We start from the raw sequence: 26,476 nt of genomic DNA on the forward strand, positions 1-26,476 counted from the left end.
TCATTTCCTCGGATCGAAGGCATCGCGAGCTGACTCGCCGATGAACACCAGCAGGCTCAGCATGATCGCCAGTACGGCGAACGCGCTGATGCCAAGCCACGGCGCCTGCAGGTTGGATTTGCCTTGGGCCACCAGTTCACCCAGGGACGGAGCGCCCGGAGGCAAGCCAAACCCGAGGAAATCCAGGGCCGTGAGGGTGCCGATGGCCCCGGTGAGAATGAACGGCATGAACGTCATGGTCGAGACCATGGCGTTGGGCAGGATGTGGCGGAACATGATCGCGCCGTTCTGCATGCCTAATGCCCGCGCGGCACGCACGTATTCCAGGTTGCGCCCGCGCAGGAACTCGGCGCGGACCACGTCCACCAGGCTCATCCAGGAGAACAGCAGCATGATGCCCAGCAACCACCAGAAGTTCGGCTGCACGAAGCTGGCCAGGATGATCAACAGGTAAAGCACCGGCAGCCCCGACCAGATCTCCAGGAAACGCTGGCCGGCCAGGTCGACCCATCCGCCGTAAAAGCCCTGCAAGGCGCCGGCGATCACGCCGATGATCGAGCTGAGGAGGGTCAGTGTCAGAGCGAACAGCACCGAAACACGGAAACCATAGATCACCCGGGCCAGCACATCGCGGCCCTGGTCGTCGGTGCCCAGCCAGTTGACCGAGGAGGGCGGTGCCGGGGCGGGGACCTTCAGGTCGTAATTGATGCTCTGGTAGCTGAACGGGATCGGTGCCCACAGCACCCACGCGTCCTTGGCGGCCAGCAGTTCGCGGATGTATGGGCTCTTGTAGTTGGCTTCCAGCGGAAATTCGCCGCCGAACGTGGTTTCCGGGTAGCGCTTGAGTGCCGGGAAGTACCAGCCGTCGTCGTAGTGCACCACCAGCGGCTTGTCATTGGCGATCAACTCGGCGCCCAGGCTGAGCCCGAACAGGATCAGGAACAGCCACAGCGACCACCAGCCACGCTTATTGGCCTTGAACAATTCGAAACGGCGGCGATTGAGGGGGGACAGGTTCATCTCAATGCTCCCGGCTTTCGAAGTCGATGCGTGGATCGACAAAGGTGTAGGTCAGGTCACCGATCAGTTTCACCACCAGCCCCAGCAAGGTGAAGATGAACAGGGTGCCGAAGACCACCGGGTAGTCACGGTTGATTGCCGCCTCGAAACTCATCAAACCGAGGCCATCAAGGGAAAAAATAACCTCTACCAGCAACGAGCCGGTGAAGAAGATTCCGATGAACGCCGAAGGGAAGCCGGCAATCACCAGCAGCATGGCGTTGCGGAACACATGACCATAGAGCACCCGATTGCGGGTCAGGCCCTTGGCCTTGGCGGTGACCACGTACTGCTTGTTGATTTCATCGAGGAAGCTGTTCTTGGTCAGCAGGGTCATGGTGGCAAAGTTGCCGATCACCAGGGCCGTCACGGGCAAGGCCAGGTGCCAGAAATAGTCGAGGATCTTGCCGCCCATGCTCAGTTCATCGAAATCGTTGGACGTCAGCCCCCGTAGCGGGAACCAGTTGAAATAGCTGCCGCCGGCAAACACCACGATCAGCAGGATGGCGAACAGGAACGCCGGGATGGCATAGCCGACGATGATCGCCGAACTCGTCCAGACGTCGAAATGACTGCCATGCCGCGTCGCCTTGGCGATCCCCAGCGGGATCGACACCAGGTACATGATCAGCGTACTCCACAGCCCTAGCGAGATGGAGACCGGCATTTTTTCCTTGATCAGGTCGATGACCTTGGCGTCTCGGAAAAAACTGTCACCGAAATCCAGGCGAGCGTAATTCTTGATCATGATCCACAGGCGTTCCGGCGCCGACTTGTCGAAGCCGTACATGCGCTCGATTTCCTTGACCAGCGCCGGGTCCAGCCCCTGGGCGCCGCGATAGGCGGAGCCGGCCACCGACACTTCGGCACCGCCACCGGCAATGCGGCTGGTGGCGCCTTCGAAACCTTCGAGTTTGGCGATCATCTGCTCCACCGGCCCGCCGGGCGCGGCCTGGATGATCACGAAGTTGATCAGCAGGATGCCAAACAGGGTCGGGATGATGAGCAATAGACGCCGAAAGATATAAGCCAGCATCGGTTACTCCACACTCGCCGGGGCGACGATTTTTTGCTCGATGACCTGTTTTTCCACCTCGATGGAAGGCTTGACCTCTGGCTTGACCCACCATGTGGTGGTGCCGATGTCGTAGGTCGGGGTGATTTTTGGATGGCCGATGTGGTTCCAGTAGGCTACGCGCCAGGTCTTGATGTGCCAGTTGGGGATCACGTAGTAGCCCCATTGCAACACCCGGTCCAGCGCCCGGGCGTGGGCCACCAGGCTCTTGCGTGAGTCGGCGTTGATCAGTTGCTCCACCAGTTGGTCGACGGCGGGGTCCTTCAGGCCCATGGTGTTGCGGCTGCCGGGATTATCGGCGGCGGCCGACATCCAGAACTCGCGCTGTTCGTTACCCGGCGAGCTGGACTGCGGGAAGCTGCCCACGATCAGGTCGAAATCCCGCGAGCGCACGCGATTGATGTATTGGGACACGTCGACCCGGCGGATCACCAGTTCGATGCCCAGGTCACTGAGGTTACGCTTGAACGGCAGCAGCACCCGCTCGAATTCGGTCTGGGCCAGCAGGAACTCCAGCACCACGGGTTTGCCCTGGGCATCGACCATCTTGTCGTCGACGATGCGCCAGCCGGCCTCTTGCAGCAATTGATAGGCCTTGCGCTGCTGGTCACGAATCATGCCGCTGCCGTCGCATACCGAAGGCTGGAAGGCCTGGGTGAACACCTGCTCGGGGATCTTGCCACGCAACGGCTCGAGGATCTTCAGCTCGTCTTCGCCGGGCAGGCCGGTGGCGGCCATCTCCGAGTTTTCGAAATAACTGCGGGTGCGGGCGTAGGCACCGTGGAACAGTTGTTTGTTGGTCCATTCGAAGTCCAGCAGCAGGCTCAAGGCCTTGCGCACCCGCACGTCCTGGAAGACCGGGCGGCGCAGGTTGTAGACAAAGCCCTGCATGCCGGTGGGGTTGCCGTTGGGGATCTGTTCCTTGATCAGCCGGCCTTCGGTCACGGCCGGGATGTTGTAGGCGTTGGCCCAGTTCTTGGCAGCCATTTCCAGCCAGAAATCGAACTGCCCGGCCTTCAGTGCCTCGACCGCCACGGTGTTGTCGCGATAGTAGTCGGTGGTCAGCACATCGAAGTTGTAGAAGCCGCGGTTGACCGGCAGGTCCTTGCCCCAATAGTCCTTCACGCGTTCATAGCGAATCGAGCGGCCAGCCTTCACTTCGGCGACCTTATACGGGCCGCTGCCGAGGGGGATCTCCAGGTTGCCCTTGTTGAATTCGCGCCCGGCCCACCAATGCTTGGGCAATACCGGCAGTTGGCCGAGGATCAGCGGCAATTCGCGGTTATTGGTGTGCTTGAACTTGAACAGCACCTTGAGCGGTTCTTCGGCGATGACTTCGGCCACGTCGTTGTAATAACCGCGGAACATCGGAGCGCCGTCCTTGGTCAAGGTCTGGAAGCTGAACACCACGTCCTCGGCGCGTACGGGATGGCCGTCGTTGAAGCGGGCTTCGGGCCGCAGGTAAAAGCGCACCCAGGCATTGTCCGGGGCCTTCTCGATTTTTTCGGCGATCAGGCCATATTCGGTGAAGGGTTCGTCCAGGCCTTGTTTGGCCAGGGTGTCGTAGATCAGGCCGATGTCATCGGCGGGGACGCCCTTGCTGATAAAAGGGTTGAGGCTGTCGAAGCCACCAAACCCGCCCTGACGAAAAATCCCGCCCTTGGGGGCGTCAGGGTTCACATAATCGAAATGCTTGAAGTCGGCCGGATATTTCGGCGGCTCGTTGTACAAGGTCAAGGCGTGCTGCGGTGCGGCACAGGCCAGTCCGGCGAACAACAGGCCGCTGGCCTGCAGGAGCAGGGCGCGTAAAGGCTTCATTGATCTTTCTCCGAAGATTTCAGCCACCATGCGCTCAAACCCAGGGTGTAGGGCGGCGTAGTGACAAAGGCAAACCGGTTACGGTAGGCCAGGCGATGATAATTGAGATACCAGTTAGGGATGCAGTAGTGCTGCCACAGCAGCACACGGTCCAGGGCTTTGCCGGCGGCGACTTGTTCGTCACGGGTGCGGGCAGACAGGAGCTTTTCCAGCAGGTGATCGACCACCGGGTTGTTGATGCCGGCGTAGTTCTTGCTGCCCTTGACCCCCGCCTGGCTGGAATGGAAGTACTGCCATTGCTCAAGACCCGGGCTGAGGGTTTGCCCCAGGGTCAGCAGGATCATGTCGAAGTCGAACTGGTCCAGACGCTGCTTGTATTGAGCGCGATCCACCGTACGCAGGCGGGCCTGGATGCCGATGCTGGCGAGGTTTTCCACGTAGGGCTGCAGGATGCGCTCCAGGTTCGGGTTCACCAGCAGGATCTCGAAGCGCAGGGGCTGGCTGTCGGCGTTGAGCAGGCGCTGGCCGTGGATGGTCCACCCGGCTTCCTTCAGCAATCCCAGGGCTTTGCGCAGGGTTTCCCGGGGGATGCCCCGCCCGTCGGTCTTGGGCAGGCTGAAGGGTTGGGTGAACAATGCGGGCGGTAGTTGTTCCCGGTACGGCTTGAGCAGCAGCCATTCGTGGCCCACCGGAAGACCGCTGGCGGAGAATTCACTGTTGGGGTAGTAGCTGAGGGTGCGCTTGTAGGCACCGCTGAAGAGCGTGCGGTTGGTCCACTCGAAGTCGAACATCAGCCCCAGGGCTTCACGAACCTTGACCTGGGCGAACGTGCTGCGCCGGGTATTCATGAACAGACCCTGGGTCTGGGTCGGGATCTGGTGAGCAATCTGCGCCTTGATCACCTCGCCGCGATTGACCGCCGGGAACCGGTAGCCGTTGGCCCAGTTTTTGGCCTGGTGTTCAATGTAGATGTCGAATTCCCCGGCCTTGAAGGCTTCAAAAGCCACTTCACTGTCGCGGTAGAACTCCACGTCCATCCGGTCATAGTTGTATTTGCCGCGATTGACCGGCAGGTCCTTGCCCCAGTAATTCTTGACCCGCTCAAACACCAACTGGCGACCAGGCTGCACTTTGGTAATCCGGTAAGGGCCGCTGCCCAAGGGCGGTTCGAAGGTGGTGGCCTTGAAGTCGCGGTCTTTCCAGTAATGCTGGGGCAGCACCGGTAACTCACCCAGGCGCAGGATCAGCAGCGGGTTGCCCGTACGCTTGAACACAAAGCGGATTTTCAGCGGGTTGAGGATGTCGACCCGTAGCACTTCCTGAAGGTTGGTGCGGTACTGCGGATGACCTTCCTTGAGCAGCGTTCTGTAGGAGAACGCCACGTCATAGGCGGTAATCGGCACGCCGTCGTGAAAACGGGCTTCGGGTCTGAGGTTAAACACCACCCAACTGCGGTCTTCGCTGTATTCCACTGACCGGGCGATCAGGCCATAGCTCGACGTCGGCTCGTCGCCGGACGGTGCATACTGACCGGTGCCAACCATCAGCGGTTCGTTCAACTCGTTGATGCCGTATTGCAAGAAGTTGGGCGTCGAAACCGGGCTGCTGCCCTTGAAAGTGTAGGGATTGAGCGTATCGAAGGTGCCAAATGCCATGACCCGCAAGATACCGCCCTTGGGCGCTTGCGGGTTGACCCAGTCGAAGTGGGTGAATCTGGCCGGGTACTTGAGCGTGCCGAACTGCGCATAACCATGGCTTTCGCTAATGGTTGCGCCGGCGGGAGAGCTCAAGGCCAGGCTGATCAGGAGCAGGAGGAGGGGACGTATCAAGTCTGAGATCCGATCCAGGCGGCTTGGGCTTTATGGCCCGTACAGTAACAGCTTGTATCGGCAGGAAAAAGGCGGGAGCCGAAAGCTTCAGGGATTACCCGAAACCGTGGCGAGGGAGCTTGCTCCCGCTGGGCTGCGAAGCAGCCCTCTCTTCAGTCAGGCTTAGTGCGGAGAGTAAACCGTCAGCATCTGCCCAGGCTTCAGTGCCTTGCCTACCCGTGGATTCCAGCGCTTGAGGTGCTGCATTTCCACGTTGAAGCGTTTGGCGACCACGTACAGCGAGTCGCCTTGCTTGACCTTGTACTGGGTTTGTTTCTTTTTATTCTTGCTGCTGGCAGCGACTACCGTGTTGACGCGTTTGCGGGTGTCTTGCATGACCAGGGTCTGGCCGATCTTGAGTTTGTTGCCGCTCAATCTGTTCCAGCGTTGCAAGTCTTTGATCTGAACGTTGTTGGCCTTGGCGATCAACCCCAGGTTATCGCCACGCTTGACGCGATAGGTGCGCTTGGCGCCCGCCACCGTGCTTTCTTCGGCTGAGTCAAAAACCGGTTGGAGCGATCGTTTGCTGATCAGTTCTTCCGGACGCATGGTGGACAGGCTGGCGGTCAACAACTGGGCCTTGGACGTGGGCACCAGCAGGTGCTGCGGGCCATCGATGGTGGTGCGCTGCTTGAAAGCCGGGTTGAGCTGGAACAGCTCGTCTTCGTCGATGTCAGCCACCGCCGCGACTTTGGACAGGTCCATGCGCTGGTTGATCTCGACGACCTGGAAGTACGGTTCGTTGGCGATCGGGTTGAGGTTGACGCCGTAGGCCTCGGGAGAAAGTACGACCTGGGACAATGCCAGCAACTTCGGCACATAGGCCTGGGTTTCGCTGGGCAGCGGCAGGTTCCAGTAATCGGTGGGCAGGCCAAGTTTTTCGTTGCGCTCGATGGCGCGGCTGACCGTTCCCTCGCCTGCGTTGTAGGCAGCCAGCGCCAACAGCCAGTCGCCGTTGAACATGTCGTGCAGGCGCGTCAGGTAATCCATCGCGGCCGTGGTAGAGGCCGTGATGTCGCGACGCCCATCATAGAAGCGGGTCTGGCGCAGGTTGAAGTAGCGCCCCGTGGACGGGATGAACTGCCACAGGCCCACCGCATGGGCCCGGGAATAAGCCATGGGGTTGTAGGCGCTTTCGATCACCGGCAGCAGCGCCAGCTCCAGGGGCATGTTGCGTTCTTCAAGGCGTTCGACGATGTAATGAATGTACAGGCTGCCGCGTTCGCCGGCGTTTTCCAGAAAGGATGGATTGCTGGCGAACCACAGGCGTTGCTGCTCGATACGCGGGTTGACGCCGGCGGTTTCCTGCAGCTGGAAGCCCTGGCGCATACGCTCCCAGACGTCCTGAGGCACTTGAGGGACGGGTTTTTCAGTGAGCCAGATGGGCTTCTGTTTGGCGCGAGCGGCGATGTTCGGCGTGTGCGCCACATCGCTCTGCGGCACCTGGCTCGTGCTCTGGCAGCCCGCAAGGGTGGCGGACACAGCCACTGCGACAGCTTGAGCCAAGCGGGTCAATGTGTCTGACTGGACGGACTTACGTATAGATGACGACATTGGCTGGAAGTAAGTTCCGGGCAAAAATGTCGGCCGATTCTAGGAAGCGCACCCCAACAGGTCAACCTTTCAGAATTTTTGTATCAAACGCCAGCGGCCTTAGAACTTATCTTTCCACGCCCTCAAGGCCGCAAAAACCTCACTCGGCGTCTGGTTACGCTGGCCATTCCGTTCGTCTGCTTTTTGTTTAACGGATGTTTCAGCGGTACGCAGGAACGGATTGGTGAGCTTTTCAAGTGCCAGGGTCGAGGGCAGGGTCATGACGCCGGCGTTGCGTTGCTGGCTGACTTTTTCCAGGCGCGCGGCAATGTCCGGGTTGCCCGGCTCTACCGCAGCGGCGAATCTAAGATTGCTGAGGGTGTATTCATGGGTACAGTAGACCAGCGTATCCTCAGGCAGAGAGGCCAGGCGGCTGAGGGACTGATGCATTTGTGCAGGCGTGCCTTCGAAGAGTCGCCCACAACCGGCGGCAAACAGGGTGTCGCCACAGAACAGCAAGCCATGATGGTAATACGCGATATGCCCCAGGGTGTGGCCGGGTACGGCGTAGACATCGAAGTCCCAGCCGAGGACGCTGAGCTGGTCGTTGTCCTGCAGCGCCACGTCCCGCGCCGGGATGTTTTCACTGGCCGGGCCGTAGACGGTGGCGTGTGTCGCGTTTTTCAGTGCCTGGACGCCGCCGACATGGTCGTGATGATGGTGGGTGATCAGGATGTCGCTCAGGACCCAGCCTGGATGGGCGTCGAGCCAGGCCTGCACCGGCGTGGCGTCGCCGGGGTCGACGACGGCGCAGCGTTGAGTGGCGTGGTCCTGTAACAACCAGATGTAGTTATCGGTGAACGCGGGCAGGGCACTGATCTGTATCATCGCGGAATTCGCCAAGCAGAAAACAAAGGCGCATCTTAGAACTTCCTGACGCGTTGGAGAATGCAATGACCGATGAAGCGTTCGCTCAGGCTGATCCCGACTGGCTTGCGTTGATCAGCGCCGCTCGTGAGTGGCTGTCCGGCCCTGTCGGGCAATTTTTGCTGGAAGAGGAGCGGCGCATGCTCGAAGACGAGCTGGGCCGTTTCTTTGGTGGCTATCTGGTGCACTACGGGCCTTCGGCGCAGACCCCGCCGTCGGCGCCGCAGGTTCAGCGCAATGTGCGCCTGGGGGCACCATTGCCTGGCGTGGAGATCGTTTGCGAAGAGCAGGCCTGGCCGTTGAGCGAGCATGCCGCCGATGTGGTGGTGATGCAGCACGGGCTGGATTTCTGTCTCTCCCCGCACGGGCTGCTGCGCGAAGCCGCCAGCAGCGTCCGTCCTGGCGGGCATCTGCTGATCATTGGCATCAATCCCTGGAGCAGTTGGGGGTTGCGTCACGTGTTCGCTCACGATGCTTTGCGTCAGGCTCGCTGCATCTCGGCGTCAAGGGTCGGTGACTGGCTCAACCTGCTGGGCTTCGCGCTGGAGAAACGTCGCTTCGGATGCTATCGTCCGCCGCTTGCGTCGCCCAAGTGGCAGGCCCGTCTGGCCGGCTGGGAGCGCAAGGCCGGTGAGTGGCAACTGTCCGGCGGCGGCTTCTATTTATTGGTGGCGCGCAAGATTGCGGTCGGGCTGCGCCCGGTTCGTCAGGCGCGACGCGAGCCGATGGGCAAGCTGATTCCCTTGCCGATGGCCAAGGTCAATCGTCGCCACATCGAGCCTTAACCCTTTTCTTATGGTCTGGCGGCATCGGTTGCGGGCGTTGTCGTTCCCGTCCGGCAGGCCTTTGCATTTTTTTCTGGATGGATTGGCATGAGCGATAGTGTAGAACTCTTCACTGACGGCGCCTGCAAGGGCAATCCCGGCCCGGGTGGCTGGGGGGCGCTGCTGGTATGCAAGGGTGTCGAGAAGGAACTCTGGGGCGGTGAAACCAATACCACCAACAACCGTATGGAGCTGATGGGCGCTATTCGGGGTCTGGAAGAGCTTAAGCGGCCTTGCGACGTATTGCTGGTGACCGACTCGCAATATGTGATGAAAGGCATCAATGAGTGGATGGCCAACTGGAAGAAGCGTGGCTGGAAAACCGCTGCGAAAGAGCCGGTGAAGAACGCCGATCTGTGGAAGCTGCTCGACGAGCAGGTCAACCGTCACAACGTCACCTGGAAATGGGTGCGCGGTCATATCGGCCATCACGGAAACGAACGGGCCGACCAGTTGGCCAACCGTGGGGTGGATGAGGTGCGGGGTTTCAAGCAGGCCTGATACGAGTGGTGTCGGGGCCTGAACAGGATGATCTGTGGCGAGTGAGCTTGTGTGGGAGCAAAGCTTGCTCGCGACACAGGCGCCCTGGTTTTCCTGAAAGACCGCATTATCTTCATCGCGAGCAAGCTTTGCTCCCACAGCTTCGCTCCCATAAGCCAGGTTTCAGGTAAGTCCCCTCGTTACCGGAGCGTGTTAACATCGCCGCTTTTGCAAGCATGCCCGTTGAGAGCTGAACACTGATGGCCAACAGATCTGTTGTACTGGATACCGAAACCACCGGCATGCCGGTGACCGATGGTCACCGGATTATCGAAATCGGCTGTGTCGAGCTGATCGGCCGACGCCTGACCGGTCGCCATTTCCATGTTTACCTGCAACCGGACCGCGAAAGTGATGAAGGCGCCATCGGCGTCCACGGCATCACCAACGAGTTCCTGGTGGGCAAGCCGCGCTTCGCTGAAGTGGCCGATGAGTTCTTCGAGTTCATCCAGGGTGCGCAGCTGATCATCCATAACGCGGCGTTCGACGTTGGCTTCATCAACAACGAGTTTGCCCTGATGGGGCAGCACGACCGGGCCGATATCACCCGGCACTGCACCATCCTCGATACCTTGATGATGGCTCGGGAACGGCACCCGGGGCAGCGCAACAGCCTCGATGCCTTGTGCAAGCGCTACGGCGTCGACAACTCCGGTCGTGAACTGCACGGCGCCTTGCTTGACTCGGAGATTCTCGCCGACGTCTACCTGACCATGACGGGTGGCCAGACCAGCCTGTCCCTGGCCGGCAACGCCTCCGATGGCAATGGCACGGGTGAGGGTTCAGGTAACCAGGCAACGGAAATCCGTCGTTTGCCCGCTGACCGCACGCCAGGCCGGATCCTTCGCGCCAGCGAAAACGACCTGGCCGAACATGCCGCGCGTCTGGAAGCTATCGCCAAATCTGCCGGTGCTCCGGCACTGTGGACGCAACTGGTCGAATCCCAGGCCGCGGCGAACTGATCTTGCGCCACGGTCGTACCCTTTGTGGGAGCGAGCCTGCTCGCGATGCAGGCGGCTCGGTCTGTCTGTTGGACCATGGAGATCCCATCGCGAGCAGGCTCGCTCCCACAAGGGCAGTCTTCATTCATTTCTCGCCACAATCGCCAGTACCTTCTAACCTGAGGTAACGGGCAGGCTACGGATACCCGCTTGATGTATGAAGTTTCGAGAGGCAAGGGCAATGGATGGCAGAGCGCCGTTGGTTGTCTCAAGGAATGAGGACTTTTCCCAGTATGCAGCCGGTCATGAATCCCAAGCACCCCGGCCTGTCGGTGCGTGTCGTCGATGACGGCTTTGCCGCCTACATCTGGGGCAGCGACTTCAGTTTCGAGGTCAGCGCCTATGGGACGGCGCAGGTGGGTCGGCAGGTGAGCCAATGGCCAGTGACGCCCATTGCCCCTTATCGTAAATGCTATGGCATTGATCCTGAGGAATTCAGCAGTTTCCGGGACGCTCCGGACAGCGAGATCTTCATGGCTTACCTCGATGACCAACCGGTAGGACATCTGGTGGTGAGTACCAACTGGAACGGTTTTGCCCACATCGATGAGCTTGCCGTGCATGCCCCGGCCCGTCGCCACGGTGTGGCCAGGGCATTGCTGGATGTCGCTCATTTCTGGAGCCGCAAGAAAAAACTGCCGGGCATCATGCTCGAAACCCAGAACAACAACCTGGGCGCTTGCCGGCTCTATGAGCGTTGCGGTTACGTGCTGGGCGGGATCGATCACCTGCGCTACCGCGGCATTGACCGTCATACCGCCGAGGTGGCGTTGTTCTGGTACCGGTTGTTCGATGATCCGCTGGGCATGGCGATCAGTGGCCCAACAGCGCCTCGGCTTGTTCCGTAATCAGTTCCAGCAGCGACTGGAGGGTGGGAGAGGCCGCCGTGCCATTCAGACTCAGCGCATACAGGCAGATGGGAATGGCGGGCGATACCGGGCATACGTCCAGCCCGCCGTCCTTGGCACCTGAAGCGGTGAAGGGGTCGACGATGGCAAGCCCTTCACCAGCCTCGACCATGGCGCGCATCATCTGATGGGTCTGTACGCGGATCTGGATGACCGGCGCGGGGCGTAGCGCCGCCAGCTTATGGTCGAACGCAGGGCTCAGCGGGTCGTGGCCATCCAGGCCCACCAGCGACTGGCCGGCCAGATCCTGAACCGAAATGTATTTTTGCCGCGGTTGCAGCCAGCCGTGGGGCGCCAGCAATTGCAGTTTGCCCTGGGCGATCATCTGGCACTGGATGTCGGAGTGTTCGGGGTCGTGCAGACTAAGGCCCAAGTCACTGTCGCGCAGCAGAAGGCTCTGAACAATGTCTCGGGTCGGTTGGCTGAGCAGGGTGCAAGGGGCGTCCGGATGGCGTCGACGCAGGGCAGCGATACTTTGAGGCAGTAACTGCTGGGCCAGCGGTGGGGTGCAAATGATGCGCAGGGGCGGCGCCTGATAGTGTTTCAGGCTGCTGGCCAGGCGTTGCACCGGTTCGAGGGTGTCATACACGCGGGTGATGCCGTCGCGCAACTCAAGGGCTTCGCGAGTCGCCTGCAATCGCCCGCGCACACTGGCAAACAGCATGAAACCCAACTGCAGCTCGGCATCGCGCAGCGTCGCCTCCACCTCTGCCACCGGTAATTGCAGCCATTCAGCCGCCGTGCCGAGGTGGCCGGTCTGCAACAGCGCCTGGATCACTTCGATGTGGCGTAAACGCATGCAAGCAGTCCATGTTGGGCGGGAGAGCCATTGAGTGGCTGAATCCTAACCCAAGTCCGGGCATGACTTCTGCTCATAACAACAGGTTATGAAGCAATTAGCGTTTCAGCGGGCGTTTGAGCGGGCGGTAGCGTTTCCGGTTCGCGGGTTAATTCAATCTGGGACTGCACCAGCATGAATTTGCCGTCTTCGAGTTGGTTGACGCGATCTCCGATCGCCAGCTTGAAAGTGGTCACAGGCTCCTTGCCGTTACCGTCGGGCGACGGGGTCGATTCTTGGTATTCATGCACTGAATAGACGCGACCTTCGGCGTCCCGTGCATGAAATTGTCCGACAAGTACTGCTGCCATTGCTTAGAACCTCTGGAAATAAATCACTCGATTTGCGGTTCTGTAGACCTTGGTCAAGCGCGGTAAGTTTTCCTACATGAAAAAAATAGTCCAGTCGGAAGGTTTTCGGTTCTCCGCTGGTCCAATTGTTCGCCCGATCATCTATAAATGGGGCTCCCTTGAACCCATCGTCGAGAAGTGTCCAATGAGTAATGTCTACACCGTGGCCGTTTTAGTGGGGAGCCTGCGCAAGGCTTCGATCAATCGCAAGCTGGCTCTGGCCCTGGCGGATCTGGCGCCGAGCAACCTGAAGCTGGAAATCATCGAGATAGGCGACCTGCCGCTCTACAACGAAGATATTGACGTCACACCCCCACCAGCCTACAGCACTTTCCGTGAGCAGGTTGGCGCGGCCGACGCATTGCTGTTTGTCACGCCTGAATACAACCGCTCGGTTCCGGCCCCGATGAAAAATGCCATTGACGTCGGCTCGCGGCCTTACGGCAAGAGCTGCCTGAGCGGTAAACCGGGTGCGGTGATCAGTGCCTCGCCGGGAGCCATGGGTGGTTTCGGCGCCAATCATCATTTGCGCCAGTCCCTGGTTTTCCTCGATGTGCCTTGCATGCAACAGCCGGAGGCTTATCTGGCCGGTGCGGGGAGCGCGTTCGATGAGCAGGGCGAGCTGTCTGAGTCGGTGAGGCCGTTTCTGCAGAAATTCATTGATGCCTATGGCAAGTGGGTTGAACAGCACAAAAAGGCCTGATGCCCGGCATTTTCAGGCATGCATAGCGGGTGAGGGGTTTATCCCCTCGCCACAAGGCGACCCTTCTTTTCCCCTACTAAATCCCTTCTTTCAAGGCTGTTGCGCATGCTCCTCGCGTCGTTGATTTTTCTGCTGACCATTACACTGGTGATCTGGCAACCCAAGGGCCTCGGTGTTGGCTGGAGTGCAACGCTCGGTGCGCTGCTGGCGTTGTTGAGCGGGGTGGTGCAGGTCGGTGACATTGCCCTGGTGTGGCAGATCATCTGGAACGCCACCGGTACGTTTATCGCGCTGATCATCATCAGCCTGTTGCTGGACGAGGCTGGGTTCTTCGCCTGGGCCGCCTTGCATGTGGCCCGCTGGGGCCGAGGCAGCGGGCGCAAGCTGTTTGCGTTCATGGTGCTGCTGGGCGCGCTGGTGTCGGCTTTGTTCGCCAATGACGGCGCGGCGTTGATCCTGACGCCCATCGTAATTTCGATGCTGCTGGCCTTGCGTTTTTCTCCGGCGGCAACCCTGGCATTCGTGATGGGCGCCGGCTTCATTGCCGATAGCGCGAGCCTGCCGCTGGTGGTGTCGAACCTGGTGAACATCGTCTCAGCCGACTTCTTCGGCATTGGCTTCAACCGTTACGCGGCGGTCATGGTGCCGGTGAACCTGGTCAGCGTCGCGGCCAGCCTGGCGATATTGTTGTGGTTCTTTCGCCGCGATATCCCGCGCGATTATGACCCGCATCAACTGGATGCCCCGGCGAGTGCCATCCACGACAGGGCCACCTTCTTCGCGGGCTGGGCGGTGTTGGCGATTCTGCTGCTTGGTTGCTTCGCCCTCGAGCCGTTGGGCATTCCCATCAGCGCGATTTCGGCGGTCTGCGCCGCGTTATTGCTGGCCGTCGCGGCCCGCGGTCACAAAATCTCCACTCGCAGGGTCATGAAGGAGGCACCGTGGCAAATCGTGATCTTCTCCCTGGGCATGTATCTGGTGGTCTATGGCTTGCGCAATGCGGGGCTGACTGGCTACCTGGCGCAATGGCTCGACGGTTTCGCCGCCTATGGTGTGTGGGGGGCGGCGATGGGCACCGGGCTGTTGACGGCTTTGCTCTCGTCGGTCATGAACAACCTGCCGACGGTGCTGATCGGTGCCTTGTCCATCGATGCCAGTCAGGCCACCGGGGTGGTGAAGGAGGCGATGATCTACGCCAACGTCATCGGCAGCGACCTGGGCCCGAAAATCACTCCGATCGGCAGCCTGGCGACTTTGCTTTGGCTGCACGTGCTGGCGCGCAAGGACATCCGGATTGGCTGGGGGTACTACTTCAAGGTCGGGATTGTGCTGACCGTGCCGGTGTTGTTGGTGACGTTGGCGGCGTTGGCGTTGCGGTTGTCCATTTAGACCGCGTTGGCTTTATCGCGAGCAGCTTCCACATCGATGCGTTGTTGCCATTGAGATTGCAAACGCCGCGGTCACTGTGGGAGCGAGCCTGCTCGCGATGAGGCCCGGACAGACGCCGCCCATCTCACCCATTCCCCGGCACATCCGGCCAAAGATCCGCCACCAGGAACGCTCGCTCGGTTTCTTCCCACTCACCCTCGGCATTTTCACTCAGGCGCACCATCAATTGTGCGGGGGCCATGGGGTCGAGGGCCATTCGCCAGGCATCCAGTTGCCCGGCGCTCCAGGTCTGGTCCGCCGGATAATGGGCCGGGGCCAGCCAGCCAGCGCGGGGCAGGGGTTGCCAGCGCCCCGGCGGACGCTGGGCAACGAACGCCGGCCAGTCCCGCTGATGCAGCCACCTTCCGCGCAAATGCCTGGGATGGGCGCCGGTTGGGGGTTCGGCATGGCCGGGCCACGGGTAAAGCAGATAACCGCCCAGCCAGAGTTCCGAGCGAAACAGCTCGATGCCCGAGGGTTCAATGCCCAGCGTTGCCAGGGCCTCCCGGCTTTCCGGGCGAGCGGAGATTGGTAGCTGGTGTTCGCGCAAATGCGCCAGTTTAAGGTCGAGCCGGTCATGGCAGCCCGGGCCAAGCCATTGTGCGGTGTCCTGCCCGTGGCCGTTTTGCGGCCCGAGGTACAACTTGATCGCCAGTTCCAGGTGGTGGATGCCGTCGCCATCGCGCAGCAGCAGGTCCAGTTCACCCAGGGTCTGGCCCTGGTGGCGGATCGGCAGGTTGGCGGCGATCAGCTCAATGCCCGGCGCGTGCTGCACCGCAAACTGCCACAACCGTTCGTAATACAGACCCAGGCGCCGGGTTCTGCCCTGGGACAGGCAATGCAGTAACGGATAGCTGTCGCGGTCCAGTTGTCGCAGCCAGTGTTCCAGTTGATGAGGCTGTTGCACCCAGTCGCTGCCGGTCAGGGGATGGCGTTGGGGCCAGGGCGTGTCGATCAGCATCGGCGGGGCAAGGATCGCCCACGCCAGGTCGCGCACTTCGGGATGGCGCAGGCGGCGGGGCAAGTCGAGCAGTTCGGGGAACAGGATCATTTTGCGAGCATAGCCTGCGTCGAAGGCTTAAAGAATTTTGTCTATGGGCGGCTTTCGCCCATAATCGTGTTTTTCGCCCGACGCAGACCCTCGCAGGAGCCCCATGGAGCAATTTCGCAATATCGGCATCATCGGTCGCCTGGGCAGTTCGCAGGTGCTGGACACTGTTCGCCGACTCAAACGTTTCCTCCTGGAGCGGCACCTGCATGTGATCCTCGAAGATACCATCGCCGAAGTCTTGCCCGGTCACGGCCTGCAGACTTCGTCGCGCAAGATGCTCGGCGAAGTCTGTGACATGGTGATCGTGGTCGGCGGCGATGGCAGTCTGCTGGGGGCCGCCCGAGCCCTGGCGCGGCACAACATTCCGGTACTGGGCATCAACCGGGGTAGCCTGGGGTTTCTGACCGATATCCGCCCCGACGAGCTGGAAACCAAAGTGGCCGAGGTGTTGGACGGTCACTATCTGGTGGAGAATCGCTTCCTGCTGCAAGCCGAGGTGCGCCGTCACGCCGAAGCCATCGGCCAGGGCGATGCCCTCAACGATGTGGTGCTGCACCCCGGCAAATCCACGCGGATGATCGAATTCGAGCTGTATATCGACGGTCAGTTCGTCTGCAGCCAGAAGGCCGACGGCCTGATCGTCGCCACGCCCACCGGCTCCACGGCCTATGCGCTTTCCGCCGGTGGCCCGATCATGCATCCCAAGCTCGACGCTATTGTGATTGTGCCCATGTACCCCCATACCTTGTCTGGGCGACCCATTGTGGTCGATGGCAATAGTGAGCTGAAAATCGTCGTGTCCAAGGATATGCAGATCTACCCGCAAGTGTCCTGTGACGGCCAGAACCATTTCACCTGCGCGCCGGGTGACACCATCACCGTCAGCAAAAAAGCGCAGAAGCTGCGCCTGATCCACCCGCTGGATCACAATTACTACGAAGTCTGCCGGACCAAGCTCGGCTGGGGCAGTCGGTTGGGGGGTGGAGGCGACTGATGCTCGATCCTGCGCGCAGTTACGACCTGATCGGCGACGTGCACGGATGCGCCCTGACCCTGGAACGCCTGCTGGACCGCCTCGGTTATCACAAGCAGGGCGGCGTCTGGCGGCACCCGTCGCGCATGGCCGTGTTCCTGGGGGACATCATCGACCGTGGTCCGCGGATCCGCGAAGCCCTGCACATCGTCCACGACATGGTGGTGGCCGGTCAGGCGCTGTGCATCATGGGCAACCACGAGTTCAACGCCCTGGGTTGGAGCACGCCGGCGTTGCCGGGCAGCGGCCAGCGCTACGTGCGTGAACACACCCCGCGCCATGCCCGTCTGCTCAACGAAACCCTGACCCAGTTCGAGCAGCATCCGGGCGACTGGCATGACTTTCTCAAGTGGTTTTACGAGTTGCCGCTGTTTGTCGATGCCCAGCGCTTCCGGGTGGTCCACGCCTGCTGGGACAACGGTCTGATCGAGCCGCTGCGAGGCTTGTTCCCGGACGGCTGTATCGACGAGCATTTCCTCCAGGCCTCGGCGGAGCCGGGCAGTTTCGCCTGCACGGTGTTTGATCGCCTGCTGCGCGGTACCGACATGCGCTTGCCCCATGGCCTGACCCTCACCGGCGGCGACGGCCTGACCCGTTCGTTCTTTCGCACCAAGTTCTGGGAAGACGATCCTCAGACTTATGGAGACATCGTGTTCCAACCCGACGCCTTGCCCGAACCGGTGGCTCGCACGCCGCTGTCGCCCGACGAAAAGAATAATCTGCTGCGCTATGGCGTGCATGAACCCATGCTGTTCGTCGGTCATTACTGGCGCAGCGGCAAACCCGCGCCGATCCGCTCGAACCTGGCCTGCCTGGATTACAGCGCGGTGCTTTACGGAAAACTGGTGGCCTATCGTCTCGACGCAGAAACCCGACTGGACCCGCATAAATTTGTCTGGGTCGATGTCGAACGGCCGGAGGAACTGCGATGAGCGTCGTGGCGGTCTTGCGCTTGCCCTTGGCCGAGGATCTGAGCGGCTTCGTCAAATTGCTGCAACGCATGCAGGTGCCCCATCGGGTCAGCGAGGAGGCGGGCGAGCAGGTGCTCTGGGTGCCCGATGAAATCAGCGAAGACGTGCGCTCGTTGTATGCACGCTTCCCGAGCGGCGATCCCGAGCACCAGTTGGAGTTGCCGGGCACCGGCAGCACGTCGCGACGGCCTGGTTTCGTCCAACAACTGACCCGCAGCCCGGTTACAGCATTGGTGTTGCTGCTGAGCCTGATCGTCGGCGCCGTGACGTTGCTGGGGGAAAATCTCGAGACCTTGCGCTGGCTGACATTCCTGGAGTTTCGCGTCGTCGGCGACTATATCCATTTCACGCCCCTGGCCGACAGCCTGGCGGCAGGGCAGTGGTGGCGCCAGGTGACGCCGATGCTGATCCATTTCGGTTTCCTGCACATCGCCATGAATGGCATGTGGTACTGGGAACTGGGACGGCGGATTGAAGCGCGCCAGGGCGGCATCAACCTGCTGGGGCTGACACTGCTGTTCAGCCTCGTGTCCAACTTCGCCCAATATTTCTTCAGCGGCCCGACCTTGTTCGGCGGCTTGTCCGGCGTGCTCTATGGTCTGTTGGGGCACTGCTGGATCTTTCAACTGCTGGCGCCGAACCCGGCCTATCACTTGCCCCGTGGGGTGCTGGTGATGATGCTGGTGTGGCTGGTGCTGTGCCTGTCCGGGCTGATCTCGCTGATCGGTTTCGGCGAAATCGCCAACGCGGCCCACGTCGGCGGGCTGCTCATCGGTTGCTTCACGGGTTTGTTGGGCGGGCTGTTCGCTCGTCGTAAAATGGCCCTCTGACGGCGCCTGTAATATTTGAATATGCGCGATTGCGCGGAGAACCCATGTCCTCGTTCAACGAAATGATCAAAAACATCACCCCCGAGATCTATCAGAGCCTGAAGCTGGCGGTGGAAATCGGTAAATGGGCCGATGGCAACAAGCTCACCGCCGAACAGCGCGAATTGTCGCTGCAGGCGATGATCGCCTGGGAGATGCAGAATCTGCCCGAAGAGGAACGCACCGGCTACATGGGCCCGCAGGAGTGCCAGTCGAAGGCCACAGAAGTGCCGAACATCCTGTTCAAGTCGGATGCCATCCATTGATCGAGATTGGCCGCGGTGCAATCAGCAAGATGTCGGCACGCCTTGACGGGCCGACCGTTCAATACGCCTTTCGCCTGGGCGATACCGAGGTGCCAGTCAACCCGTTGATTGGCAGCACGGTGCGCCTGGAGTTTCTCGGTGCGATCCACTGCAGCCATTGCGGACGCAGGACCAAGACCAGCTTCAGCCAGGGTTATTGCTACCCCTGCATGACTAAACTGGCCCAGTGCGACCTGTGCATCATGAGCCCTGAGCGCTGCCACTTCGATGCGGGCACCTGCCGCGAGCCGGCCTGGGGCGAACAGTTCTGCATGACCGATCATGTGGTGTACCTGGCCAATTCCTCGGGCGTGAAAGTCGGCATCACCCGCGCCACGCAGCTGCCGACCCGCTGGCTGGACCAGGGCGCCAGCCAGGCGCTGCCGATCTTGCGGGTCGCCACTCGCCAGCAATCGGGCTTTGTCGAAGACCTGTTCCGCAGCCAGGTGGCGGACAAGACCAACTGGCGCGCATTGCTCAAGGGCGACGCCGTGGCGGTGGACCTGCCGCAGATCCGCGATTCGCTGTTCGAGAGCTGCGCCGAAGGTCTGCAAGGCTTGCAGGAACGATTCGGCCTGCAAGCGATCCAGACCATAGCGGACGTCGAGCCGATCGAGATCCGTTATCCGGTGGAGCAATACCCGGCCAAGATCGTCAGCTTCAACCTGGACAAGAACCCGATTGCCGAAGGCACGCTGCTGGGGATCAAGGGCCAATACCTGATTTTCGACACTGGCGTGATCAATATTCGTAAATACACGGCTTATCAGCTCGCCGTGCATCAGTAGAAGGATTTGCCCCATGCGCACCGAACAACCGAAGATGATTTACCTGAAGGACTATCAGGCGCCCGAGTACCTGATCGACGAGACGCACCTGACCTTCGAGTTGTTCGAGGACCACAGCCTGGTCCATGCGCAACTGGTGATGCGCCGTAACCCCGAGCGCGGTGCCGGCCTGCCGCCCCTGGTGCTCGATGGCCAGCAGCTGGAACTGCTCTCGATCAAGCTCGATGACACCGACCTCAATCCGCTGGACTATCAGCTGGACGCCAGCCACCTGACCCTGCAACCCAAGGCCCCGGCCTTCACGGTGGACACCACTGTCAGGATCCACCCGGAAACCAACACCGCCCTGGAAGGCTTGTACAAGTCCGGCAGCATGTTCTGCACCCAGTGCGAGGCCGAAGGTTTCCGCAAGATCACCTATTACCTCGACCGCCCGGATGTGATGAGTACGTTCACCACCACGGTGGTGGCCGAGCAGCACAGCTATCCGGTGTTGCTGTCCAACGGCAACCCGATCGCCAGCGGTCCCGGCGAAGATGGCCGGCACTGGGCGACCTGGGAAGACCCGTTCAAGAAACCCGCCTACCTGTTTGCCCTGGTGGCCGGCGACCTGTGGTGCGTCGAAGACACCTTCACCACCATGACCGAGCGCACCGTGGCGCTGCGCATCTATGTCGAGCCGGAAAACATCGACAAGTGCCAGCACGCCATGACCAGCCTCAAGAAGTCGATGCGCTGGGATGAAGAGGTCTATGGCCGTGAGTATGACCTGGACATCTTCATGATCGTCGCGGTCAACGACTTCAACATGGGCGCCATGGAAAACAAGGGCCTGAACATCTTCAACTCCAGCGCAGTGCTGGCCCGCGCCGAAACCGCCACCGATGCCGCGCACCAGCGGGTCGAAGCGATCGTTGCCCACGAGTATTTCCATAACTGGTCGGGCAACCGCGTGACGTGCCGTGACTGGTTCCAGTTGTCCCTCAAGGAAGGCTTCACTGTGTTCCGCGACGCCGGTTTTTCGGCCGACATGAACTCAGCCACGGTCAAGCGTATCCAGGACGTGGCGTACCTGCGCACTCACCAGTTTGCCGAAGACGCAGGTCCCATGGCCCACCCGGTGCGCCCGGACAGCTTCATCGAAATTTCCAACTTCTACACCCTGACCGTGTACGAAAAGGGGTCGGAAGTGGTCGGCATGATCCACACCCTGCTGGGGGCCGAGGGCTTTCGCAAGGGCAGCGACCTGTACTTCGAGCGCCACGACGGCCAGGCCGTGACCTGCGATGACTTCATCAAGGCCATGGAGGATGCCAACGGCGTCGACCTGAGTCAGTTCAAGCGCTGGTACAGCCAGGCGGGTACGCCACGGCTGGCGGTCAGCGAGTCCTACGACGCTGCTGCCCGAACCTACAGCCTGACCTTCAGCCAGAGCTGCCCACCGACCCCGGACAAAATGGAAAAACTGCCATTTGTGATTCCCGTGGAGCTGGGTTTGCTGGACAGCAAGGGCAATGAAATCCCTCTGCGCCTGGCCGGCGAAGCGGCGGCAACTGGCACGTCCCGGGTGATCTCGGTGACCGAAGCCGAGCAGACCTTCACCTTTGTCGACATCGCCGAAAAGCCGTTGCCTTCGTTGTTGCGCGGCTTCTCGGCCCCGGTGAAGCTTAGCTTCCCGTACGATCGGGACCACTTGATGTTCCTGATGCAGCACGACAGCGACGGCTTCAACCGCTGGGATGCCGGCCAGCAGTTGTCGGTGCAGGTGCTGCAGGAACTGATCGCCCAGCATCAGAAAGGCGAAAATCTGGTGCTGGACCCGCGTCTGGTCAGCGCGTTGCGTAGCGTGCTGTCGGACGAATCCCTGGATCAGGCCATGGTCGCGGAAATGCTCTCGCTGCCAAGCGAGGCCTACCTGACGGAAATCAGCGAAGTGGCCGACGTGGAGGCGATCCATGCCGCGCGGGAATTCGCCCGTCAGCAACTGGCGGACAATCTGTTCGAAGCCCTGTGGCTGCGCTATGAGGCCAACCGTGACCTGTCCAAGCGCACGCCGTACGTGGCCGAGGCCGAGCATTTCGCCCGCCGTGCCTTGCAGAACATCGCGCTGTCGTACCTGATGCTGACCGACAAGCCGGAAGTGCTCAGTGCCACCCTGGAGCAGTTCGACACCGCCGACAATATGACCGAGCGTCTCACGGCCCTGGCGGTGCTGGTCAATTCCCCGTTCGAAGCCGAGAAGGCCAAGGCGCTGGAAGTGTTCGCGGAGAACTTCAAAGGCAACCCGCTGGTCATGGACCAATGGTTCAGCGTCCAGGCCGGCAGCCCGTTGCCGGGCGGCCTGGCGCGGGTCAAGGCCTTGATGGAACATCCGGCGTTCAATATCAAGAACCCGAACAAGGTACGCGCTTTGGTGGGGGCGTTTGCCGGGCAGAACCTGATCAACTTCCACGCGGCTGACGGTTCAGGTTATCGCTTCCTGGCGGATCTGGTGATCCAGCTCAATGGCTTCAACCCGCAGATCGCCGCACGGCAACTGGCGCCACTGACCCGCTGGCGCAAATACGACAGTGCCCGCCAGGCGCTGATGAAAGCCGAGCTGGAGCGCATCCTGGCGTCCGGCGGGCTGTCGGCCGATGTGTTCGAAGTGGTGAGCAAGAGCCTGGCGTGACCTTGGCACCGCGGTCTGCCTGGCAGGCCGCGGTGTTCCCATCGCGAGCAGGCTCGCTCCCACAGGTGATCTTCAGTGAGCATATATCTTGTGTTCAACATTGATCCCTTGTGGGAGCGAGCCTGCTCGCGATGGCGTCAGACCTGTCTACACAACAACCGCCTCGATAGCCTGCCATAACCTCCCCGAATACCCCTTCATTCACCCCCGACCGCACTGCGCCACGGTTAACAAAAGATAACGCGGCGTCGATTGTCAGACCTTTCCAAAGCCCGATAGGATAGGTCAGCTTCCGAAGTGGCTCTAGATTGCAGGTTTCAGGACTATGCTCCAGAACAGTCAATCACCATGAGCCCGCTTACGGCGCCCTGAAGGGTTGAATGACCTAACAATAATAATGGGGGAAAGGTCTATGAATGAGCCTGTCATGGCTGTGGGCCGCTGCCGGCCGCCGGTACTGCGCAGAGTCGCGTTGCTGGTCTCGGCGCTCTCGCTGCTGGGCTCTGCCGTGTTGTCTGCACCGGTGATGGCCGTAGCGGCTTCGACATCCGATGTCATCTATTCCGTCGAGTCGGCCAAGGCCAGCAAAACCCTGATGCTCGATGTGGTCCATGCCGGCAAACGCCTGGTGGCGGTCGGTGATCGCGGGCACATTGTCTATTCGGACGATCAGGGCGGTTCCTGGACTCAGGCCAAGGTGCCGACCCGCCAGTTGCTCACCGCAGTATTTTTCGTCGATGACAAACACGGCTGGGCCGTGGGGCACGACGCGCAGATACTGGCCAGCGAAGACGGTGGCAGCACCTGGACCAAGCAATTCGAAGACCTGACCCGTGAATCGCCGCTGCTGGACGTCTGGTTCAAGGACGCGAGCAACGGTTTTGCCGTGGGCGCCTACGGGGCGCTGTTCGAAACCACCGACGGCGGCAAGCACTGGGAAGAGGTCGGGGATCGTCTCGACAACGAAGACCAGTTCCACCTCAACGCGATAGCTGCGGTGAAAGACGCCGGGCTGTTCATCGTCGGTGAGGCCGGCAGCATGTTCCGCTCCAGCGATTGGGGCCAGACCTGGGAAAAGATCGAAGGCCCATACGAAGGTTCGCTGTTCGGCGTCATCGGCACCGCTCAGCCTTCAACGCTGTTGGCCTACGGCCTGCGCGGCAACCTCTATCGCTCCACCGATTTTGGTAGCACCTGGGAGCAGGTCGAACTCAAGGCCACCCGCGGTGCCCTGGAATTCGGCCTGTCCGGGGCCACGCTCTTGCCAGATGGCTCCATCGTAATTGTCGGCAACGGCGGCAGTGTGGTGCGCAGCAGTGATGACGGCGTGACCTTCAGCGTGTTCAACCGCCCGGATCGGATTTCCGTGGCGGCTGTCACGGCGGCGGGCAACGGCAATCTGATCCTGGCAGGACAGGGTGGCGTTCATGCCACCACCCCCACCGGCGCTGAATTGAGCAAATGAGCCGCAAACATCCGGCGGGCACAATAACAAGAAGGCGGACCCCATGAGCAGTCATCACCAAGACAAGGCGACGTTCCTCGAACGCCTGATTTTCAACAACCGCCCGGCAGTGATCGTCATTTGCCTGTTGGTCAGTATTTTCCTGTTCTGGCAGGCCACGCTGATCCGGCCGTCCACCAGTTTCGAAAAGATGATCCCCCTCGAGCACCCCTTCATCGAGAAGATGCTCGAACACCGCAATGACCTGGCGAACCTGGGCAACACGGTGCGGATTTCCGTGGAGGCCACCAACGGTGACATTTTCTCCAAGGATTACATGGAGACCTTGCGCCAGATTCACGACGAGGTGTTCTACATTTCCGGCGTCGACCGCTCCGGCCTCAAGTCGTTGTGGAGCCCGAGCGTGCGCTGGACCGAGGTGACGGAGGAGGGCTTTGCCGGTGGTGAGGTGATTCCCCAGAGCTATGACGGCTCGGCAGACAGCCTCGACCTGTTACGCAACAACGTGCTCAAGTCAGGCCAGGTCGGACGTCTGGTAGCCAACGATTTCAAATCGAGCATCATCGATATCCCGCTGCTGGAGTCCTATCCGGACCCGCAGGACCAGGGCAAGCTGCTGGCCCTGGATTATCAGAAGTTCTCCCACGAACTCGAAGACAAGATCCGCAACAAGTTTGAAGCCCAGAACCCCAACGTAAAGATCCATATCGTGGGCTTCGCCAAGAAGGTCGGTGACTTGATCGACGGCCTGACCATGGTGGTGATGTTCTTCGGCGTGGCCTTCATCATTACCCTGGTGCTGCTGTACTGGTTCACGAACTGCATGCGCAGCACCATTGCAGTGCTGAGCACGACCCTGGTGGCCGTGGTCTGGCAGTTGGGGCTGATGCACGCCGTCGGTTTCGGGCTCGATCCTTATTCGATGCTGGTGCCGTTTCTGATCTTCGCCATTGGTATCTCCCACGGCGTGCAGAAAATCAACGGTATCGCTTTGCAATCCAGTGAAGCGGACAACGCCCTGACGGCGGCGCGGCGCACATTCCGCCAGTTGTTCCTGCCGGGGATGATCGCAATCCTGGCGGATGCCGTCGGCTTCATCACCTTGCTGATCATCGACATCGGCGTGATCCGGGAACTGGCCTTCGGTGCGTCCATCGGCGTGGCGGTGATTGTGTTCACCAACCTGATCCTGTTGCCGGTGGCGATTTCCTATGTCGGCATCAGCAAGCGTGCCATCGAGCGCAGCAAAAAGGATGCGACGCGGGAGCATCCGTTCTGGCGCCTGCTGTCGAAGTTTGCCAGCGCCAAAGTCGCGCCGGTGTCGATCATCCTGGCCTTGATCGCCTTTGGTGGCGGCCTCTGGTACAGCCAGAACCTGAAGATCGGTGACCTGGACCAGGGCGCGCCGGAGTTGCGTCCGGACTCGCGCTACAACCAGGACAACAACTTCATCATCAGCAACTATTCCACCAGCTCCGATGTCCTGGTGGTGATGGTCAAGACCAAGGCTGAAGGCTGCTCACGCTATGAAGCCATGGCTCCCATCGACGAGCTGATGTGGAAAATGCAGAACACCGAGGGGGTGCAGTCGGCGATCTCCCTGGTCACCGTGTCCAAGCAAATGATCAAGGGCATGAACGAGGGCAACCTGAAATGGGAAACCCTGTCGCGTAACCCAGACGTGTTGAACAACTCCATTGCCCGGGCCGATGGCCTGTACAACAACAACTGTTCCGTGGCCCCGGTGTTGGTTTTCCTCAACGACCACAAGGCCGAGACCCTGGACCGCGCCGTGAAGGTGGTGCAGGAGTTTGCCAAGGAAAATAATCGCGACGGCCTGGAGTTCATCCTCGCCGCCGGCAACGCTGGCATTGAGGCTGCAACCAACGAAGTGATCAAGGAATCGGAACTGACCATCCTGGTCCTGGTGTACATCTGTGTGGCAACCATGTGCATGATCACTTTCCGTTCCTGGGCGGCGACGCTGTGCATCGTGCTGCCGCTGGTGCTGACCTCGGTGCTGGGGAACGCCCTGATGGCCTTCATGGGTATCGGTGTGAAGGTCGCGACGCTGCCAGTGGTGGCGCTTGGCGTGGGGATAGGCGTGGACTACGGCATCTATATCTACAGTCGCCTGGAAAGCTTCCTGCGGGCCGGCTTGCCGTTGCAAGAGGCGTACTACCAGACGCTGAAGTCCACCGGTAAGGCCGTGTTGTTCACAGGCCTGTGCCTGGCTATCGGTGTGTGCACCTGGATCTTCTCGGCCATCAAGTTCCAGGCCGACATGGGGCTGATGCTGACGTTCATGTTGTTGTGGAACATGTTCGGGGCACTGTGGCTGCTGCCGGCGCTGGCGCGGTTCCTGATCAAGCCTGAAAAAATGGCAGGGCAGAAGAGTAAGTCGTTGTTTGCCCATTAATACATGTGGCGAGGGAGCTTGCTCCCTCGCCA

Annotated in this window: 23 protein-coding genes; 14 read left to right on the top strand and 9 right to left on the bottom strand. The window is 60.7% G+C overall.

Annotation, left to right across the window (positions count from 1 at the left end):
• From BW979_RS16070 to gloB, 6 genes are all read right to left on the bottom strand, one after another.
• A complete protein-coding gene (locus BW979_RS16070) occupies positions 1-1,020 on the bottom strand; it encodes an ABC transporter permease (RefSeq protein ID WP_047225759.1) in 1,020 nt (339 codons plus the stop codon).
• A 1-nt stretch (position 1,021) separates the two neighbouring features.
• A complete protein-coding gene (locus tag BW979_RS16075; protein ID WP_047225760.1) occupies positions 1,022-2,095 on the bottom strand; it encodes a microcin C ABC transporter permease YejB in 1,074 nt (357 codons plus the stop codon).
• A 3-nt stretch (positions 2,096-2,098) separates the two neighbouring features.
• Positions 2,099-3,952 carry an extracellular solute-binding protein gene (locus tag BW979_RS16080; protein ID WP_047225761.1) on the bottom strand — a complete coding sequence of 618 codons (1,854 nt, stop codon included), beginning with the start codon at positions 3,950-3,952 and terminating at the stop codon, positions 2,099-2,101.
• Positions 3,949-5,781, bottom strand: a complete 1,833-nt coding sequence (locus BW979_RS16085) for an extracellular solute-binding protein (RefSeq protein WP_076384419.1) — start codon at positions 5,779-5,781, stop codon at positions 3,949-3,951. Before BW979_RS16085 ends, BW979_RS16080 begins: the two co-directional genes overlap by 4 nt.
• A 162-nt stretch (positions 5,782-5,943) precedes the next feature.
• On the bottom strand, positions 5,944-7,374 hold the full coding sequence (locus BW979_RS16090) for a transglycosylase SLT domain-containing protein (RefSeq protein ID WP_076384421.1): 1,431 nt from the start codon (positions 7,372-7,374) through the stop codon (positions 5,944-5,946).
• 99 nt (positions 7,375-7,473) lie between these two features.
• Entirely contained in the window at positions 7,474-8,241 is a 768-nt protein-coding gene (gloB, locus tag BW979_RS16095) for a hydroxyacylglutathione hydrolase (RefSeq protein WP_076384423.1), read from the bottom strand.
• A 65-nt stretch (positions 8,242-8,306) separates the two neighbouring features.
• On the opposite strand from gloB, the gene BW979_RS16100 reads away from it, so the two are divergent.
• The 4 genes from BW979_RS16100 to BW979_RS16115 all read left to right on the top strand — a co-directional run bounded on the left by BW979_RS16100 (position 8,307) and on the right by BW979_RS16115 (position 11,493).
• A complete protein-coding gene (locus tag BW979_RS16100; protein WP_047225765.1) occupies positions 8,307-9,065 on the top strand; it encodes a class I SAM-dependent methyltransferase in 759 nt (252 codons plus the stop codon).
• Positions 9,066-9,152: 87 nt separating this feature from the next.
• On the top strand, positions 9,153-9,605 hold the full coding sequence (gene rnhA, locus BW979_RS16105; protein WP_047225766.1) for a ribonuclease HI: 453 nt from the start codon (positions 9,153-9,155) through the stop codon (positions 9,603-9,605).
• Between the two features lie 239 nt (positions 9,606-9,844).
• Positions 9,845-10,606: a DNA polymerase III subunit epsilon gene (gene dnaQ, locus BW979_RS16110; RefSeq protein ID WP_047225767.1), complete on the top strand. Its 762-nt coding sequence runs from the start codon at positions 9,845-9,847 to the stop codon at positions 10,604-10,606.
• 272 nt (positions 10,607-10,878) lie between these two features.
• The gene (locus BW979_RS16115) at positions 10,879-11,493 is read left to right on the top strand and encodes a GNAT family N-acetyltransferase (protein ID WP_076384425.1); all 615 of its coding nucleotides are present in this window, start codon (positions 10,879-10,881) and stop codon (positions 11,491-11,493) included.
• Here the strand turns inward: BW979_RS16115 and BW979_RS16120 are convergent.
• Both BW979_RS16120 and BW979_RS16125 read right to left on the bottom strand, forming a co-directional pair.
• The gene (locus tag BW979_RS16120) at positions 11,459-12,352 is read right to left on the bottom strand and encodes a LysR substrate-binding domain-containing protein (RefSeq protein ID WP_076384427.1); all 894 of its coding nucleotides are present in this window, start codon (positions 12,350-12,352) and stop codon (positions 11,459-11,461) included. The two genes, BW979_RS16115 and BW979_RS16120, sit on opposite strands and share 35 nt — an antisense overlap.
• An 86-nt stretch (positions 12,353-12,438) precedes the next feature.
• Positions 12,439-12,702, bottom strand: a complete 264-nt coding sequence (locus BW979_RS16125; protein ID WP_047225770.1) for a hypothetical protein — start codon at positions 12,700-12,702, stop codon at positions 12,439-12,441.
• Between the two features lie 184 nt (positions 12,703-12,886).
• On the opposite strand from BW979_RS16125, the gene BW979_RS16130 reads away from it, so the two are divergent.
• Both BW979_RS16130 and BW979_RS16135 read left to right on the top strand, forming a co-directional pair.
• Complete coding sequence (locus BW979_RS16130) at positions 12,887-13,444, top strand: NADPH-dependent FMN reductase (RefSeq protein ID WP_047225771.1); 558 nt, start codon at positions 12,887-12,889, stop codon at positions 13,442-13,444.
• Positions 13,445-13,549: 105 nt separating this feature from the next.
• Positions 13,550-14,833 carry an arsenic transporter gene (locus BW979_RS16135; protein ID WP_076384429.1) on the top strand — a complete coding sequence of 428 codons (1,284 nt, stop codon included), beginning with the start codon at positions 13,550-13,552 and terminating at the stop codon, positions 14,831-14,833.
• A 124-nt stretch (positions 14,834-14,957) separates the two neighbouring features.
• Here BW979_RS16135 and BW979_RS16140 read toward each other — a convergent pair whose 3' ends face one another.
• Complete coding sequence (locus tag BW979_RS16140) at positions 14,958-15,923, bottom strand: DUF1853 family protein (RefSeq protein ID WP_047225773.1); 966 nt, start codon at positions 15,921-15,923, stop codon at positions 14,958-14,960.
• A 103-nt stretch (positions 15,924-16,026) separates the two neighbouring features.
• Here BW979_RS16140 and BW979_RS16145 point away from each other — a divergent pair, with 103 nt between their 5' ends.
• From BW979_RS16145 to BW979_RS16180, 8 genes are all read left to right on the top strand, one after another.
• Positions 16,027-16,917, top strand: a complete 891-nt coding sequence (locus BW979_RS16145; RefSeq protein ID WP_003202709.1) for an NAD(+) kinase — start codon at positions 16,027-16,029, stop codon at positions 16,915-16,917.
• Entirely contained in the window at positions 16,914-17,888 is a 975-nt protein-coding gene (locus BW979_RS16150; RefSeq protein WP_171061363.1) for a metallophosphoesterase, read from the top strand. Before BW979_RS16145 ends, BW979_RS16150 begins: the two co-directional genes overlap by 4 nt.
• Positions 17,885-18,757: a rhomboid family intramembrane serine protease gene (locus tag BW979_RS16155; protein WP_076384433.1), complete on the top strand. Its 873-nt coding sequence runs from the start codon at positions 17,885-17,887 to the stop codon at positions 18,755-18,757. The genes BW979_RS16150 and BW979_RS16155 overlap by 4 nt, the downstream gene beginning before the upstream one ends.
• A gap of 44 nt (positions 18,758-18,801) precedes the next feature.
• Positions 18,802-19,062, top strand: coding sequence for a YeaC family protein (locus tag BW979_RS16160; protein WP_047225776.1), 261 nt, complete (start codon positions 18,802-18,804; stop codon positions 19,060-19,062).
• Positions 19,059-19,889, top strand: coding sequence for a DUF2797 domain-containing protein (locus tag BW979_RS16165; RefSeq protein ID WP_076384435.1), 831 nt, complete (start codon positions 19,059-19,061; stop codon positions 19,887-19,889). Before BW979_RS16160 ends, BW979_RS16165 begins: the two co-directional genes overlap by 4 nt.
• A 13-nt stretch (positions 19,890-19,902) precedes the next feature.
• Positions 19,903-22,560, top strand: a complete 2,658-nt coding sequence (gene pepN / locus BW979_RS16170) for an aminopeptidase N (RefSeq protein WP_076384437.1) — start codon at positions 19,903-19,905, stop codon at positions 22,558-22,560.
• Positions 22,561-22,972: 412 nt separating this feature from the next.
• Positions 22,973-24,025: a WD40/YVTN/BNR-like repeat-containing protein gene (locus BW979_RS16175; protein ID WP_047225779.1), complete on the top strand. Its 1,053-nt coding sequence runs from the start codon at positions 22,973-22,975 to the stop codon at positions 24,023-24,025.
• Positions 24,026-24,068: 43 nt separating this feature from the next.
• Positions 24,069-26,444, top strand: coding sequence for an efflux RND transporter permease subunit (locus BW979_RS16180; RefSeq protein ID WP_047225780.1), 2,376 nt, complete (start codon positions 24,069-24,071; stop codon positions 26,442-26,444).
• The last annotated feature ends 32 nt before the right edge of the window (positions 26,445-26,476 follow it).

Origin of the sequence: Pseudomonas sp. A214, assembly GCF_900156295.1 — a bacterium.
GTDB classification, from domain to species: Bacteria; Pseudomonadota; Gammaproteobacteria; order Pseudomonadales; family Pseudomonadaceae; genus Aquipseudomonas; species Aquipseudomonas rhizophila.